Source organism: Absicoccus sp. (assembly GCF_034090965.1).
In the GTDB taxonomy this organism is placed as follows: Bacteria; Bacillota_I; Bacilli_A; order Erysipelotrichales; family Erysipelotrichaceae; genus Absicoccus; species Absicoccus intestinalis.
In genome coordinates, this window is the sequence record NZ_JAXDRQ010000015.1 from 13,118 (window position 1) to 27,559 (window position 14,442).

12 protein-coding genes and 2 tRNA genes are annotated in these 14,442 nt (G+C 38.2%); 1 reads left to right on the forward strand and 13 read right to left on the reverse strand.

All coding sequences use genetic code 11. The features are described from left to right. Positions 1–45 precede the first annotated feature (45 nt). The 7 genes from SOS22_RS02445 to SOS22_RS02475 all read right to left on the reverse strand — a co-directional run bounded on the left by SOS22_RS02445 (position 46) and on the right by SOS22_RS02475 (position 9,064). Entirely contained in the window at positions 46–1,104 is a 1,059-nt protein-coding gene (locus SOS22_RS02445) for a zinc-binding dehydrogenase (protein ID WP_320596226.1), read from the reverse strand. A gap of 134 nt (positions 1,105–1,238) precedes the next feature. After that, a complete protein-coding gene (locus SOS22_RS02450) occupies positions 1,239–2,822 on the reverse strand; it encodes an FGGY-family carbohydrate kinase (protein ID WP_320596227.1) in 1,584 nt (527 codons plus the stop codon). An 11-nt stretch (positions 2,823–2,833) separates the two neighbouring features. Further along, positions 2,834–4,807, reverse strand: coding sequence for an FAD-dependent oxidoreductase (locus SOS22_RS02455; RefSeq protein ID WP_320596228.1), 1,974 nt, complete (start codon positions 4,805–4,807; stop codon positions 2,834–2,836). Between the two features lie 170 nt (positions 4,808–4,977). Continuing rightward, positions 4,978–6,171, reverse strand: coding sequence for an MFS transporter (locus SOS22_RS02460; RefSeq protein WP_320596229.1), 1,194 nt, complete (start codon positions 6,169–6,171; stop codon positions 4,978–4,980). A 14-nt stretch (positions 6,172–6,185) separates the two neighbouring features. Further along, a complete protein-coding gene (locus SOS22_RS02465) occupies positions 6,186–7,241 on the reverse strand; it encodes an NAD(P)-dependent oxidoreductase (RefSeq protein ID WP_320596230.1) in 1,056 nt (351 codons plus the stop codon). 10 nt (positions 7,242–7,251) lie between these two features. Further along, positions 7,252–8,409, reverse strand: coding sequence for an iron-containing alcohol dehydrogenase (locus SOS22_RS02470; protein ID WP_320596231.1), 1,158 nt, complete (start codon positions 8,407–8,409; stop codon positions 7,252–7,254). A gap of 10 nt (positions 8,410–8,419) precedes the next feature. Beyond that, positions 8,420–9,064 (reverse strand): class II aldolase/adducin family protein, encoded by a 645-nt coding sequence (locus SOS22_RS02475; RefSeq protein WP_320596232.1) that lies wholly within the window; start codon positions 9,062–9,064, stop codon positions 8,420–8,422. A 174-nt stretch (positions 9,065–9,238) separates the two neighbouring features. Between SOS22_RS02475 and SOS22_RS02480 the strand changes: the two genes are divergently transcribed. Further along, entirely contained in the window at positions 9,239–11,173 is a 1,935-nt protein-coding gene (locus SOS22_RS02480; RefSeq protein WP_320596233.1) for a BglG family transcription antiterminator, read from the forward strand. 34 nt (positions 11,174–11,207) lie between these two features. Here the strand turns inward: SOS22_RS02480 and SOS22_RS02485 are convergent, their stop codons facing one another. The 6 genes from SOS22_RS02485 to SOS22_RS02510 all read right to left on the reverse strand — a co-directional run bounded on the left by SOS22_RS02485 (position 11,208) and on the right by SOS22_RS02510 (position 14,353). Continuing rightward, entirely contained in the window at positions 11,208–12,458 is a 1,251-nt protein-coding gene (locus SOS22_RS02485) for an MFS transporter (RefSeq protein WP_320596234.1), read from the reverse strand. A gap of 211 nt (positions 12,459–12,669) precedes the next feature. Further along, the gene (locus tag SOS22_RS02490; protein WP_320596235.1) at positions 12,670–12,825 is read right to left on the reverse strand and encodes a hypothetical protein; all 156 of its coding nucleotides are present in this window, start codon (positions 12,823–12,825) and stop codon (positions 12,670–12,672) included. A gap of 134 nt (positions 12,826–12,959) precedes the next feature. Beyond that, complete coding sequence (locus tag SOS22_RS02495; RefSeq protein ID WP_320596236.1) at positions 12,960–13,235, reverse strand: hypothetical protein; 276 nt, start codon at positions 13,233–13,235, stop codon at positions 12,960–12,962. A gap of 578 nt (positions 13,236–13,813) precedes the next feature. Continuing rightward, positions 13,814–14,002 (reverse strand): hypothetical protein, encoded by a 189-nt coding sequence (locus SOS22_RS02500; RefSeq protein ID WP_320324861.1) that lies wholly within the window; start codon positions 14,000–14,002, stop codon positions 13,814–13,816. A 195-nt stretch (positions 14,003–14,197) separates the two neighbouring features. Further along, positions 14,198–14,273, reverse strand: a tRNA-Phe gene (locus SOS22_RS02505). Positions 14,274–14,276: 3 nt separating this feature from the next. Further along, a tRNA-Met gene (locus SOS22_RS02510) sits at positions 14,277–14,353 on the reverse strand. Positions 14,354–14,442 lie beyond the last annotated feature (89 nt).

The window sequence follows — 14,442 nt, forward strand, 5'->3', positions numbered from 1 at the left end:
CCGGAATATCAGACTTTTGTATGTCCAATATTTCGGTTTCGTTTTTTAATCCCAAGGATGTAAGACAACTTTGATAGCTTCTCCGGTCTTGGTCAGTTCAATTCCATGATTGATCTCATCCAATGGAAGAATATGCGTAATGAATTTTTCAGCTGGGAAATTCGGTGAAGTAGCCAAATGGAAAGCACGCTTGGATTGATCATACGATGCCCCGAAATGTCCTTTGATCCAAATGTTGTTGTAGTGGATCAAGTTTGTATCCAATTCCGTCTTTGATCCTTTTGGTACACCACCGAAGAACACAACCAAGCCACCTTTTTTAACCATATATAGAGATTGGGCTTGTGTAGCATTGGCCGGTGTTGCTGAAATGACTTTATCGGCACCTTTGCCATTTGTCAATTCTAATACCCGATCGATCGCATATTGCGGATCATCCAGTTTACTTACGATGACTTCATCGACACCAAATTGTTTTGCCATTTCCAAACGATGTTCGTTCAAATCGATCATGATGATTTTTTGTGCACCACGAATCTTTGAAATTTGCGCCATGAAATCACCAATTGGACCAGCCCCGATGATCACAATGGTGTCGGCATATCCAACTTTCGCATTTTCTAAACAAGCAAATACTGATGTCAGTGGTTCACCTAAACTAGCCGCTTCATAAGAAACGCCATCGGGAATTTCATAAATACCACCATAATGGATCTTTTCGCCACTCACGGCAATATATTGAGCAAAGCCACCGGTTCCGGCCAATTTTGCCACATGTTCATTTTCACAATTTTCACTATGACCACTAATACAATTATCACATTCCATACAATAGGTACCTGGAAATAGGAACAAACGTTGACCCACATGATATTTGGTTTCTTCTGGACCTACTTCATCGACACATCCCACAATTTCATGGCCGTAGATAAATGGGTAGTTGCCTTTTCTGGAATCGGAAGTCAAATTACGAATATCCGATCCACACAGACCAACGGCCATGATCTTTAAGATCATACCATCTTTTGGACAAGCTGGTTTTTCGGTCATTTCTACCCGAATATCATTGGGACCATACATTAATGCTGCTTTCATTTTTGTCATATCTGTAATCTCCTTTAACTGTTTTGTTAAGGATAGTATAGGTAGAATATGCATTCTTATCCAACCATTTTCTTCCTCTTTAAAGTGGAAGTTTCACGTCATAAAACTCAAAAAAAAGAGTTTTTCAACTCCTTCTATCGATATTCGGGATGGAGGTCTTTCTGAATATCGGTTACGGTTTGGCGAAGTGCACGAAGATTCGCATCCAATGATTGATACATATTTACATAGTATGGATACAATTGATCATATACTTTAGCCCATTCTTCATTTGGTTGAATGACTTCATCCACCTTCACGACTGATTTTACCGCTTCGGTTAAATCTGGGAATACCCCCACTTTATGACCAACAATCAAGGCATCCCCAACCGGAACGTCGCCAGAATCTTCATTTAATAAATAGACAGGGCAATGCAACATGGACGCTTTAATCTTCGACCACGTTTTACTTTTGGCACCGCCACCACAAATACGTAATGCATCACATCTTCCACCAGATTCTTTGACAGTGGTAATGACATGTCGTAATGCATAGGCAGTTCCTTCAAAGATGGAACGGGTCAGATCTTCTCGTGTTGTTGTCATGGATAAACCAATGAACATACTGCGACAATATTCGTTCCAGATAGGGGCTCGTTCACCGAGCAAATAAGGAAAGAAGAACAATCCATTGGATCCCGGATCCGTATGCAGTGCTTGTTCATTCAAATAGTTGTAAATATTTAAATGATGTTCATCACAATAGGCTCTTTCTTCAGCTGCAAATTTATCTATATACCACTTCAAAGCGGCACCGCTTGTTTGGATAGGCGCATCAAAGATCCAAGGCATGCCATCAATCGAGCATGGACGCGTCACAACCGGTATATCCAATGGACTCTTTTCTTTACTTCCCACAAATACCAACGACGTAGTTCCGGAAGATTCGCCGGCTTCTCCTAGTTTGGACATGCCAGTCGCATATAAACTGGCCATCGCATCTGAACATCCGGCGACAACAGGGATTCCCACTTTCAATCCTGTTTCTGCCGCAGCTTGTTCCGTCACATAACCAATGATTTCATCCACTGGTTGTGGCTGAGGTAAATATTTATCTAAATCAATACCAATGATATCGCCAATTTCTTTGGACCATTGCATCGTGTTCATATCTAAACACTGTGTTCGTGTAGCTTGATCCACATCTTGAGTCATTTTTCCTGTCAATTTAAAATTAATGAAGGAACTAGCTTGTAAAAATTTATACGTACGTGCAAATAGTTCAGGTTCATGTCTTTTGAACCACAATAATTTACAAGGTAAGAAAGATACCGATGGTTGTCCACCCACTGTATTGACAAAATGATCAAATCCCATCTTTGTCAAAATTTGATACAATTCACGAGCAGAACGACCATCTTGGTAAGTCATCGCATTTCGTAAAGGCAATCCATTCTCATCCACAGGCAATAGGGTAACCGTGTGTGAACTGATCGATATACCGCGAATCCGATCTACAACTTCTTGTCCTGCCTGTGCAACTAGAGATTGAAATATTTCTTTGGATTGACGCCACCAATCATTCGCATCTTGTTCCTGCATATTTGGACCAGGAGTCAAAAACTTACTAGGTCGACTTGCTTCGGCCACTTTCTTTCCATCTTGACCCAAAATGATAGCTTTAATGTTCGTTGTTCCGCAATCCATTCCTAAAACATAATTATCTAATACACTCATATTTTTTCCTCTTAAACTCGACATGCCGCATAATAGGCTGTACTCATCGCGTCATATACTTTTCCAACTTTTTGGCAATCGCCAATGATGTAATATTCATCAACAATATCGCTCAATGCATCTACTTTTTCATATTCAGATTTGAAACCTAATGCACAAACGACTGAATCGGCTTCAATAACGGATTCTTTTCCATCGGCATCACAAACTAATACACCTTCTTCAGTTACTGCTTTTACCGATGTATTGCACATAACGGTAGCTGCATCATAAATTCTTGGCAACAAGCCACCACGATAGAAACTATTGCATTCCATGGCGACTTCCGGTTTCATTTCAATGATCGTACAATCATGGCCTTCATGGTGCCAACCAATCGCACCTTCACAACCAACAAGGCCACCACCCATGATGACAACTTTTTTACCTAATTTTTCTGGATGCAATTCGGCATCAATGGCCATAATGACTTTATCCGAATCCAATCCAGGAATTGGTGGCTTACATTCTTTGGAACCAATCGCTACAAACAGTGCATCCGGGTCAAAACCTTTAATATACGAAGATGTAACTTCTGTGTTCAATTGCACATGAACCCCGTTTTCATAGACTCGTTTTTCTAATACTTTTGCTAATTCTAGATAATCGCCTTTAAAGTAAGCCGAACCAGCAGGAATCAAATTGCCACCTAAGTGATCTTGTTTTTCTACCAAAGTAACGTCATGACCACGTTGGGCAGCGGTAATGGCTGCTTCCATACCAGCAGGCCCTCCGCCAACGACTAACACCTTTTTCTTTTCTTGGGCTGGTTCCACACCAAAGCGTGCTTGCATTTCTTGACCAATGATAGGATTAGCAGAACATTTGACCATTTCTAATTCTCCGGTTGCTCCGAAACACTCATAACAACGTAAACAAGGTGTAATATCATCGGCTTGTCCGAGCAAGGCTTTCTTTGGCAAGTCTGGATCTGCTAAAGATTCACGAGCAATTTCAACCACATCGGCTTGTCCTGTCGCAATAATTTCTTCCATTTGTGCTGGGTCTTGTAAAGAACCAACCGTTGCGATTGGGGTTTTTACATGTTTCTTGATTTCGGCACCTAAGTAAACATTGACACCATGTGGAAAGAATGCTGATGGATGCGTTCTTTGAAACATGGATGGATCTTCATGATTACCGCAAGATACATTGATCAAATCACATTTGCCATCCACCATTTTTGCGACTTCAATACAATCTTCTTGTGTTAAACCGCCTTCTAAGAAGTCATCACCATTGATGCGAACTTCAATAGGGAATTTTGGTCCACAAGCTTTGCGTACAGCTTCAACAGATTTGATAAAGAAACGTGCACGATTTTCTAAGGAACCACCAAATTCGTCAGTACGTTTATTCCAAGTTGGGGATAGAAATTGTGAAAATAACCATCCATGTGCGGCATGTACTTGAACCATATCAAAGCCGACTTCTTTACAAAGCAATGCTCCTTTTCCATAGGATTCAATGATTTCATAGACCATTTCAGTTGGCATTTCTTTCACATGGCCTTGCGGCATTTCCATATCACTTACACCCCAAGCAACACCGGATTTGTCATGGCCGCCACCGACACTAGCCAATCCCCCATACATACCACCATGGGACAATTGAATATTTGCCAATGCACCTGCATCATGAATGGCACGTGTTGTTTCGGTCAAACCTTGACGAACACCATAAGAATCCAATTGTAGTTGTTTATCATGGCTTTTTCCTGTTTTTGAATGCACAATGGATTCACCATACGTTACCACGGCAGCTCCACCTTGCGCTTTTCGCTCCAAATATGCGATCATTTCCGGTGTCATATGACCTTCGGTCGTGATCATGCTAGGACTAGTTGGCGCACAGATGATTCTATTTTTCATCTTGATATTGCCAATTCGTAATGGTGAAAAAAGATGAGGATATAATTGTTTTCCTTTATATTTGCATATACCCATAAATTAACCTCCTATTTATTTATTGTTTATTGTTAGTAATACGATAACTTGTAACCGGTTACGCTTCAAAAGTTCTATTTCCTCTTGAAAGTGGAAATTTATTGCTCATCTCAACAAAAAAAGACTCGATATAAATCGAGTCTACGATGTAATTAACAATTTGTATACAATCAGTTCTGTGAATCCAATGCTTGTTGATCGGTTGTTGGTGCTTTGATACAAGCTACAATACCTATAATCAATAAAGCGACAGCAGATAAAATGAAACGCATACTGATATTGGCACCAAGCATAGCAGCTACAGGGTTGACAATATAAGCACTCAAGAAGTTTCCTAAATTATATGTAGCCGATACGATAGCGATAGCCATAGATGCTTGAGAAGGGTCTACCATGTTGGCAGAGAAAGTGACTGCACCTGGATTACGAATCGCAAAACCAATACCCATCAAGATGGCTCCTACGCAGATAACTGGGAAACTTGTTGATAAACCGACCAAAGCCGTACCAATTGCCATCACAATGATAGCAGCGCCAATGGTAAAACGTTTGAATGTTTTAACAACATTACCTAAGATCAATCCACCAAGAATACCAATACCTTGCATGATGGCAGATACAGTTCCGGCTGTACTCGCATCACCAATATGATTTCGGTCAATATACATAGCGATATTTGTATTAAATGTAGCAACAAAGATACCAGTGATCAAACATAAGATACCGAAATAAACCATACTTCCACTGATGGCACTTTTTGATTCTGTAGATGCAGCTTGTTCTGGCACTTCACCTTTTGGCACCATAGCCCAAATACAGATAATGATTGGAACAGCAATCAAGAAGACCAAATATCCTTTTTCCCAACCCCAGTTGGCTGTAAACATACCCGATCCTTTCGCAATGATGGTACCACCAATAGATACGAAGATTGATTGGAATCCCATGACTCTTGATTTATCAATTCCTGTAAAATAATCAGAAATCAAGGATGAACTGGTGACAACGACAAAGGATAATCCGGTACCAATAACAGCACTAACAATATATAACATCCATAATTGAGTATTCATGACTTGTGGTAACAAGCCTCCAACTAACATTAAGAATGTTCCTAACAAGGCGATGTCGCGTTTTGTCATACGACGTTCCAAAAGTGGTTCCAAGAGCATCATTGGTAAAGTCAATAAGTTGATCAATGTCAAGACAATCTGAATGGATGCATCACTGGCATCAGGGAAAGATTTTCCGACTTCAGCTAGAATAGGTGACAACGCACTATTACAAGCCATTGTCAATGACATGATCATTAAACCAGCAGCAATCACAAATTTGCTGCGACCATTTGTTTTTGTGTTTTCCATTTCTCACTTTCCTCCTAGACTCGTTTCCAAATATATTTTCGATCTTCTCCTTTTAAATAGGCCAAGATCTCTTGAGACATCATTTCACCCGACCAGTTATCAACATCGGTAGTTAATCCGGCCATATGTGGTGTACAAACTACATTGCGCATCTTCAACAATGGATGGTTGATTGGTACAGGTTCTTGCCAATATACATCCACAGCGGCTCCGGCAATGTCGCCATTTTGTAGGGCTTCGACAAAATCTATTTGGTCAATGACAGCCGCACGTGCGGTATTGACGACATAGGCGGTTTTCTTCATCTTGGAGAACCAATCTTTATTGACAATACCTCGGGTAGAGTCCACAACCGGTAGATGAATACTTACGATATCCGCATCCGATAACATGGTATCGAGATCACATGCTTTGGCTCCTGTCGCTTCGATCTTTTCATCGTCTAAGTATGGATCATACGCTAAGATTTCCATGCCAAAGGCTTGGGCACGTTTGGCAACTTCACGACCAATGGCACCAAAACCGGCAATACCTAATTTCTTTCCATATAATTCAAATCCAATTCCATAATCAGTAAATGGATGATGTTCATCCAAAGGACCAAAAGTAACATTTTTTACGTTTGGTACATCATAGATATCTTCTTTTGCTGGACTTGTATGATCTCCTTTATGTAAACCTTCCGCCGAAATCGTGATTTTTCTTGCCATGGCAATCATTAGGCCAATGGTATACTCGGCAACCGCTACACGGTTACGACCAGGTGTATATGACAACTGCAAGCCACGATCCATGATCGTTTTATTATCGACCGTAACGGGTGTTCCTTTGGCTACACCAATAAATTTCATACCTGAATCCGCCCAATCATTGATCGTATCTGTACCGGCATATTCATCGCCCAATACGACCAATTCATAGCCACGACATTCTTCTCTGGTTTGAGCTTCGGTTACATTTCCTTTTCCGTGCTTTAATTCACCAGCAATGGTAATGTCGCAATATTCTTCAATTTCTTGCATACGCTTTTCAGGTAAACGCGTACATAAGACCATTTTCTTTTTTGCCATTTTCGTCTCCTTAAAATGCTTTCTTTAAAATTTCAATAATTGTTTCTTTTGTCACATCTTGACGTGGATTAAAATGTAACGGACCTTCCTTTAATGCATCCGTTGCGATGATGTCAAAATCTGCTTCTGTGATCTTATGTTCCCTTCCTTGTTCATGAAGAGGTCGAATACCCATTTCTTTGACCATACGGCCTAATTCATTGGCTAGAGCAAATTTATCTTTTTCTTCATCACCAATCAAAGGTAAGTTGATGGCTTTGGCCATTTCAATCATTTCTTTTGGACATTTTTCTGCATTGAAAGTCGTAACATAAGGTAACACACATGCATTGGCCACGCCATGAGCTAGACCAAAATGAGCACTCAACGTATGTGCAATCGCATGTACCAATCCTAAATTGGCATTGGAGAAGCCAAATCCAACAACGATGCAACCTAACATCATCTTTTCACGCGCATCCATATCGTTGCCGTTTTCATATACTTTTGGTAGATTTTCATAGAAAATCTGTAAACCACGCAAAGAATTATACTTGGTTAAATATGTCGCTTCGTTAGAAATATAGCTTTCTACGGCATGGGTGATGGCATCCAGTCCCGTAGCGGCAGTGACTCCAGCTGGCACAGTACGGGTAAATTCAGGATCCGCAATCACTTTATCTGCTACGATCTTATTATCGATCACGACATATTTACGAACCGATTTGGTATCGACCAGGGCCGCTACATTGGTAATTTCACTGGATGTTCCGGCTGTAGTTGGAATCGCAATCAATGGATAAACGGGTTTTGGTACATTGCCAATGCCTTCATAATCCATAATGTTGCCGCCATTGCTTGTTAATACATTGATGGCTTTGGCCGTATCCATGCTCGATCCACCACCAACAGCGACAAAGGCATTGATATTATTTTCCTTTGCGATTGCATAACCAGCTTCTACGACTTCGTTGGTTGGATTGGGGATAACACCATCAAATTCAAATACGTTAAATTGGTTCGTATCGATTGCATCCACGACTTTATCGGCAATACCGACAGATTTGACTCCTTTATCATAGACAACCAATACATTCGTGGCTCCAAATCCTTTTAAGATTCGTGAAATTTCTTGAATGGCATCTTTGCCAAAGGTGACATCACTCTTTACAAAAAATTCTTTTGCCATAGTGTATCCTCTAGACCGCTTGATCCGCGGCAATCAAAGCTTTCATCGCTTTTTCGCCTTCTTCTGGCATTGGTTCATAGGTTCCTAATAATTTCGCATAGAATGTGGTAACTGCCATTTCTTCGGTATATGTTGTAGCGGCCATAGCTGCCTTCATATCTTTACCACAGCAGAACATACCATGGTTTTTGATCAATACAGCTCGACCATTATCTCCTAACGCCTCTACGACTTTTTCGGCAACATCGTTGCTACCTGGCATGGTGAATGGAACAATTCCAACAGGTGTAAATTCACATTGTGGTGGTGTAATTGGACGTAATTCTGGATTTTCACCCATGGCCATGATTGTTGCAAACATCGCATGAGTATGAACAGTTGCCCTTACATCTGGTCTTGCACGCATAACAGCTGTATGCATAGGTACTTCACTGGATGGTTTATAATTTCCATCTAACCAGTTTCCATCCAAATCAACAATGGCAATGTCTTCTGGTTTCATACCGGTATACGATATACCACTAGGCGTGATAGCAATGACATCGTCTTCATCATCACGTAAAGCAATATTGCCAGACGTTCCTTTTACTAATCCTTGTGCGACTGCTTCTTCAATCGCATTTAACACGATTTTTCGAATTTTCTCGTATTTCATAATTGTCTCCTCCTTTGTATGAAATGTTGTTTGTTTCTTTATGATTTGAGTATAAAAAAAAGCGCTTCATTCTACAAAGTGCATATTTCCGCTCATAAGTGGAAATAGATACCCATCTCTTATTTGCAAATGATACAATACATGTATATCATTACAGAAAAGGAGAACGTATTCATGAAGGAATTAAACCTAACTTTACGACAGCGACAAATTCTCAATTATCTGCATAATACAGATGGATATGTCACTGGTTCACAGTTATCCAAATGGTTGCATGTATCATCTAGAACCATACGGAACGATATTTCTTCCATCAATGAGATGTTGGAAGGATCCCATACAACAATCATTTCAAAGCATAGTTATGGATATCATTTACAATCGACAAATTCCGAAGATCTACGTGAATTGACACAAACCAGTACTTCCTTTATTTTTAAAACAGATCGTATTCGTCATATTGTATTGTGTTTGTGTGAAGCTGAAAAACCAGTGAATTTATATGAATTGGCTGATGAAATGTTTATTAGTAAGACAACATTAGATTCTGATATCCGTTCGTTTAAAGAAGAATATATTGATCCCTTTTCCATTCAGATGACGATCAATCGAAGCTTTGTACAGATTGAACCAAACGAAAGAAAACGAAGAAGATTGTTACTGCATTTGTATTCTCAAGGTTGGGATTATAATCATCGATCCAATACTTACTACAAGAATGAATTAATTTCTGAAAAGCTCATTAATCGTTGTATCATGGCTATTCTTTATACGATGGATCATTTCAATATTCGTATGGAAGATGTGAATTTAGTTCATCTAATCTTAACGATAGCGATATCTGTCCATCGTATGAATGAAGGCCATGTTTTACAAGATGTGCGCTCGCCTATTTATCAGATTCCCGTAGCCGTTCGTTTTGTAGATGAAGTCTTAGCATTTTTGCATGATCAGTGGGATCAAGAATTTCCGAAAGCTGAACGTGTTGAAATGTATGAATTGGTTTCTTGTAGCTTAATACCAGATATCGATTATGCAACATCACATGATGCATCTAGATTTGTAGATTCCAAAAGCATTCGGTTGACCAATCAATACTTAACAGCTGTCAAAGAAAAATTTCACTTTGATTTTTTTGATAACGAAGACTTTTATCAGACATTACTTTATTACTTTTATTATTTAAGTTTGCCATCTCATAACTTGAATTACGATACAGTGATTCGGAATACTTCACAACAAAAGCTATCTTTCGAAATGGAAGTTGCCTATACGGTGCAACCCTTTGCCAAAGAAACGTATGGTCGTTATTTGGATTCCCTTGAATTATTGTACTTAAGTATCATGATTTCAGGAGCTTTTGTTCATTTGAAACATAAAAAAATGCGAACTGTTATTCTTTCGCACTTGAATATGCCTGCAGCTTGGAACATTCGTATGCAGGTGGAACATCAATTTCCCGATCATGTCCATGTGACAAATTTAGTACCAGTATATATGAAAGATAGTTTTGATTTTTCATCGACTGACCTTGTTTTAACGACAGTGCGTAAACAAATTGTTTCGGATCAAAACATAAGTGTCATTCATATTAATCCCTATTTGGATGAAAAAGATATTCATGCCATCGATCAATTGATCAAACAGAAACAATATGAGTTCTTATACCAGAAGGATTTTCCTTCTTTGTTGCACTATTTTGATGAAGCCGACTGGGAAGAAAAAGCGAATGACACGGATTTTAATGATTTATTAAAAAGAGTCTTAACTTCTTTAAAACAAAAAGACATCATTGATGATGCCTTTGTATCTGATGTTTTATGTCGGGAACAAATTACAGGGTTTGCGAATCGTCCGGTCTACACTTTAGTTTATTCATCGGTGCCAGCCAAACAAACCCATATTTCAATCACCACATTGAATCATCGCATCAAATGCAATGATCAAAAAATTCGTATGCTCATCGTTTTAGCTTTATCCAAAAAAGATACGGGACTTTTATATAAATTTCAAAATGAATTATATTATACTGACTGGGATCCGAATGCATCGCGTTTTTTTAAAACGAAAATTGAATTTATGTCATTTTTTCAGTCTGTATTAAAATAGGTTCTCTAATTTTTGCTTAGAGAACCTTTCTTTTTTATTTATCTTGTTGTTGCATCAATTCTGGATGTTTTAGTTTATCCCATTTTCCTTCTTCGGTAAACGCTACGATAAAGATATCAATCACAAATAAGATAATATAAATGATATAAGCTTTTGTCAGACTTCCAGTAGCCTGCATAACAAATGCGTTAACGGCAAAGTTCAAACAACCTATGCAGTAGTTTACTGGGAAAATAAAGCCATTCACGGTCGGATAGTCCAATACACCAAAAATCGAAGCAGGGAAAGACAAAGACATATTTGTACTTCCACCTAAACAGAAACCAATGATTGCAATAGAAATATATACAAATGGTTTGCCCCAAGTACCTAATAAGTTAAATAAAATACCAATCGCAAACATACCACAATAAATCATACAAGCTTTCTTTGTACCAAGTTTTGTATCGATATAACCAATTGTATAACTACCAATGATACCTACTAATCCAGCAATGGTCATCGCCCCAACTGCTTCGGATTGCGTTAATCCTAAGGAAACATTTCTTGGGACCAATTGGGTAACGATTCCTAATAATCCCAATGTGATGAATCCTGGCACAATGGCTGCCAACCACGCTTCTTTACAACGAATGATCTTGCCAATGGTCCAATCGCTTTTATATTCTTGTCGATTTTCCAATGGTTTATAGTCTCTTTCATATTCTTCTTTTGTCACATTATCTGGATACATACCTGCATCTTTTGGATCATCTCGCAAAGTAATATAAGCAAATATAGCTAATGCGATAGCGGCCCAGCCAAACACAGATAAACTCGTTTTATACATGCCCATTGTCAATAATGTTGTCATCAATGGGGCTAAAATAGCTGTACCAATGTTGGCTCCAATCGTACTAATACCATTGACGACTCCTCGTTTTTTTGGAAACCAGTCCGATTGCATTGGACCTGTGCATAAATAGAAACATCCTTGTCCACAACTAACCATGATACATTGAGAAATCGCATACATAAGAATGTTACTAGCACGTAAGAACAAGAAATTAAATGTTAAACCAAAAACGATAAAGAGTGCTGTACACATTACTCGACCACCGAAATGATCTCGTAATTTGGCAATAAAGAACATCATGGCAACGCCAACAAATCCAGCAATCGTTCCCATGCTCAAACATAAATTATAATCAAGTCCTGCTCCTTTTGAAATTTCTGGAAGCGCAATGTTTAATCCGTCATTGACACCTGCATTTGTGATTAACATGGCCAATATACAGAAGATCATTAGGTTCCATCCTTTTCCAAGGCGTAAACTCTCTCTGATAGTTAATTTTTTCTCCATATTTTCTCCTTTATCCATGGAATTTTTATGATTATTGAGCTCTTTTTTACAATTCCTATGTTACTTTTTAATGTAAGCGCTGTCATTCCAAATATTTCCACTTGATAAAGGAAAATTGTTATAAATACAATAGAATATTTAAAGCTTAAGAGTATTAAAAAAATACCTCCATGAATCTTATTATGGAAGCATCAATATCAATTCGTATAATAAATTTCAATCCGATATTGGCAAAGAACTTCACCTCTTCTGGATCAATACTTCTAAGGCTTCTACCATGATTACGATCATCTTCTAGAATTACATCCATGATCTTATTGTAATCTGTTTTAGTTGAGACGATGAATCATATTGTACTGTAAATCCAACCTAGTATCCTTAATCTTCATCAAATTGGGAATCTAGGTTTTAAGAAGATACAATTTTAGGCTCCCTAAAAACTATTTAGCTTCCATCCCATTCAGGCCAGTCATCGTCATATAGAGCAATTCTGTCTATTATTCTTTCTGCGATAATACATTTTTCTGTCGGTTCATAATCATCACCAACCATTTGATCAACAGAATAATCACTTAAGGCGTCAATAATAGAATTTGGATTTGAGTATCCAACTATTTCTTTACCGTTCGGAACATTTTTAGATATCCATTTTCTCTCTTGACTGGTTAACATATGATTATCACCTCTTCTTTTCTTACTATAATTGGTTTGAATTAACATACATGTATCCTACTTGGCACATATCACTTTGATATTTTCGACCAATTCTAGCTTGAGCATCTAACTTTTCCGTATATAAACCGCCTAGGACGTGGAGTACCCTTCTGATTCCTTTTGTACCATATTATAATTCGTGATTACATCTTTGCATTGTAGTACCATCTTTTGTAAAAACTTAAAGCACTTAAGTATTTTTTTTTACTATCATTCTGTACAATTCTAGATAACATGTATTTACCTATTAAACAATAAAACTCAGTTTTATTGTGTTTATGAGGTCTAACCGAAGTTATCATTCCGTAATCTTGCAATAAAGAATAGACCGAATCATAGTGTTTTTCTTCTGCTATTTTTAGGAGTAATTTACTATTAATAAACTTTTCATGCATGTTTTTCTCTCTTCCTCCTCTACTATTTCTTTTCTAGTAAACTTAGTATCCTTGTACTTTTTAAATAAGTTATGAATTATAAAATATTCGTCTAATGTATTAATAATATCAACATAAACGTCTAACGATACACCAGTCAAATAAAAGCACAACCTCATTACTTAGATCGTGCTTTTTAAATTTGGTGTTTTATTTTCCAATCCAATCAACCATATGATGCTCTTCCAGCCAATCAAATTCTTCAAGATCTAATTTTTTCCAAGGGCTAGGATTTGCATCTGTAGACATAGGGCAATGCTTATTCAAATAATCTCTTGCTTCTTTTTCATTTGATGGATCGAAACCTAATTTTTTAGTAATGCTTTCTAATGTGATCATTTATCCATATTTCCCCTTTTTCATCTAATATAAGAAAAAGCATCATTCCATCTGATGTGATTTCCTTTAATATATACCAGTAACATTTATATATCAAAAAAACCTCATTTCTCGTTGGAAACAAGGTCAATGCATTATATCGATATGAATCATAAAAAAAGTCCCCAGACGAATCTAGGGACAATCTCTGATGAATGGTGGTCTCAGCCGGAATCGAACCAGCGACACAAGGATTTTCAGTCCTTTGCTCTACCAACTGAGCTATGAGACCACATGGTTGCGGGAGAAGGATTTGAACCAACGACCTCCGGGTTATGAGCCCGACGAGCTACCAGACTGCTCTATCCCGCGATGTGAATTAATTAAGATGGCGCAGAAGCTGGGATTCGAACCCAGGCGCCGCTCGCACGACCTACCGGTTTTCAAGACCGGACCCTTCA

Bases quoted from the DNA above. Each gene is read 5' to 3' on its own strand.
- SOS22_RS02460 (WP_320596229.1), bottom strand. From the start codon at position 6,171: ATGGAAAACACAAAAACAAATGGTCGCAGCAAATTTGTGATTGCTGCT.
- SOS22_RS02490 (WP_320596235.1), bottom strand. From the start codon at position 12,825: ATGGATGTAATTCTAGAAGATGATCGTAATCATGGTAGAAGCCTTAGA.
- SOS22_RS02455 (WP_320596228.1), bottom strand. From the start codon at position 4,807: ATGGGTATATGCAAATATAAAGGAAAACAATTATATCCTCATCTTTTT.
- SOS22_RS02465 (WP_320596230.1), bottom strand. From the start codon at position 7,241: ATGGCAAAAAAGAAAATGGTCTTATGTACGCGTTTACCTGAAAAGCGT.
- SOS22_RS02475 (WP_320596232.1), bottom strand. From the start codon at position 9,064: ATGAAATACGAGAAAATTCGAAAAATCGTGTTAAATGCGATTGAAGAA.
- SOS22_RS02450 (WP_320596227.1), bottom strand. From the start codon at position 2,822: ATGAGTGTATTAGATAATTATGTTTTAGGAATGGATTGCGGAACAACG.
- SOS22_RS02480 (WP_320596233.1), top strand. From the start codon at position 9,239: ATGAAGGAATTAAACCTAACTTTACGACAGCGACAAATTCTCAATTAT.
- SOS22_RS02470 (WP_320596231.1), bottom strand. From the start codon at position 8,409: ATGGCAAAAGAATTTTTTGTAAAGAGTGATGTCACCTTTGGCAAAGAT.
- SOS22_RS02445 (WP_320596226.1), bottom strand. From the start codon at position 1,104: ATGACAAAAATGAAAGCAGCATTAATGTATGGTCCCAATGATATTCGG.
- SOS22_RS02485 (WP_320596234.1), bottom strand. From the start codon at position 12,458: ATGATCTTCTGTATATTGGCCATGTTAATCACAAATGCAGGTGTCAAT.
- SOS22_RS02500 (WP_320324861.1), bottom strand. From the start codon at position 14,002: ATGATCACATTAGAAAGCATTACTAAAAAATTAGGTTTCGATCCATCA.
- SOS22_RS02495 (WP_320596236.1), bottom strand. From the start codon at position 13,235: ATGTTAATTCAAACCAATTATAGTAAGAAAAGAAGAGGTGATAATCAT.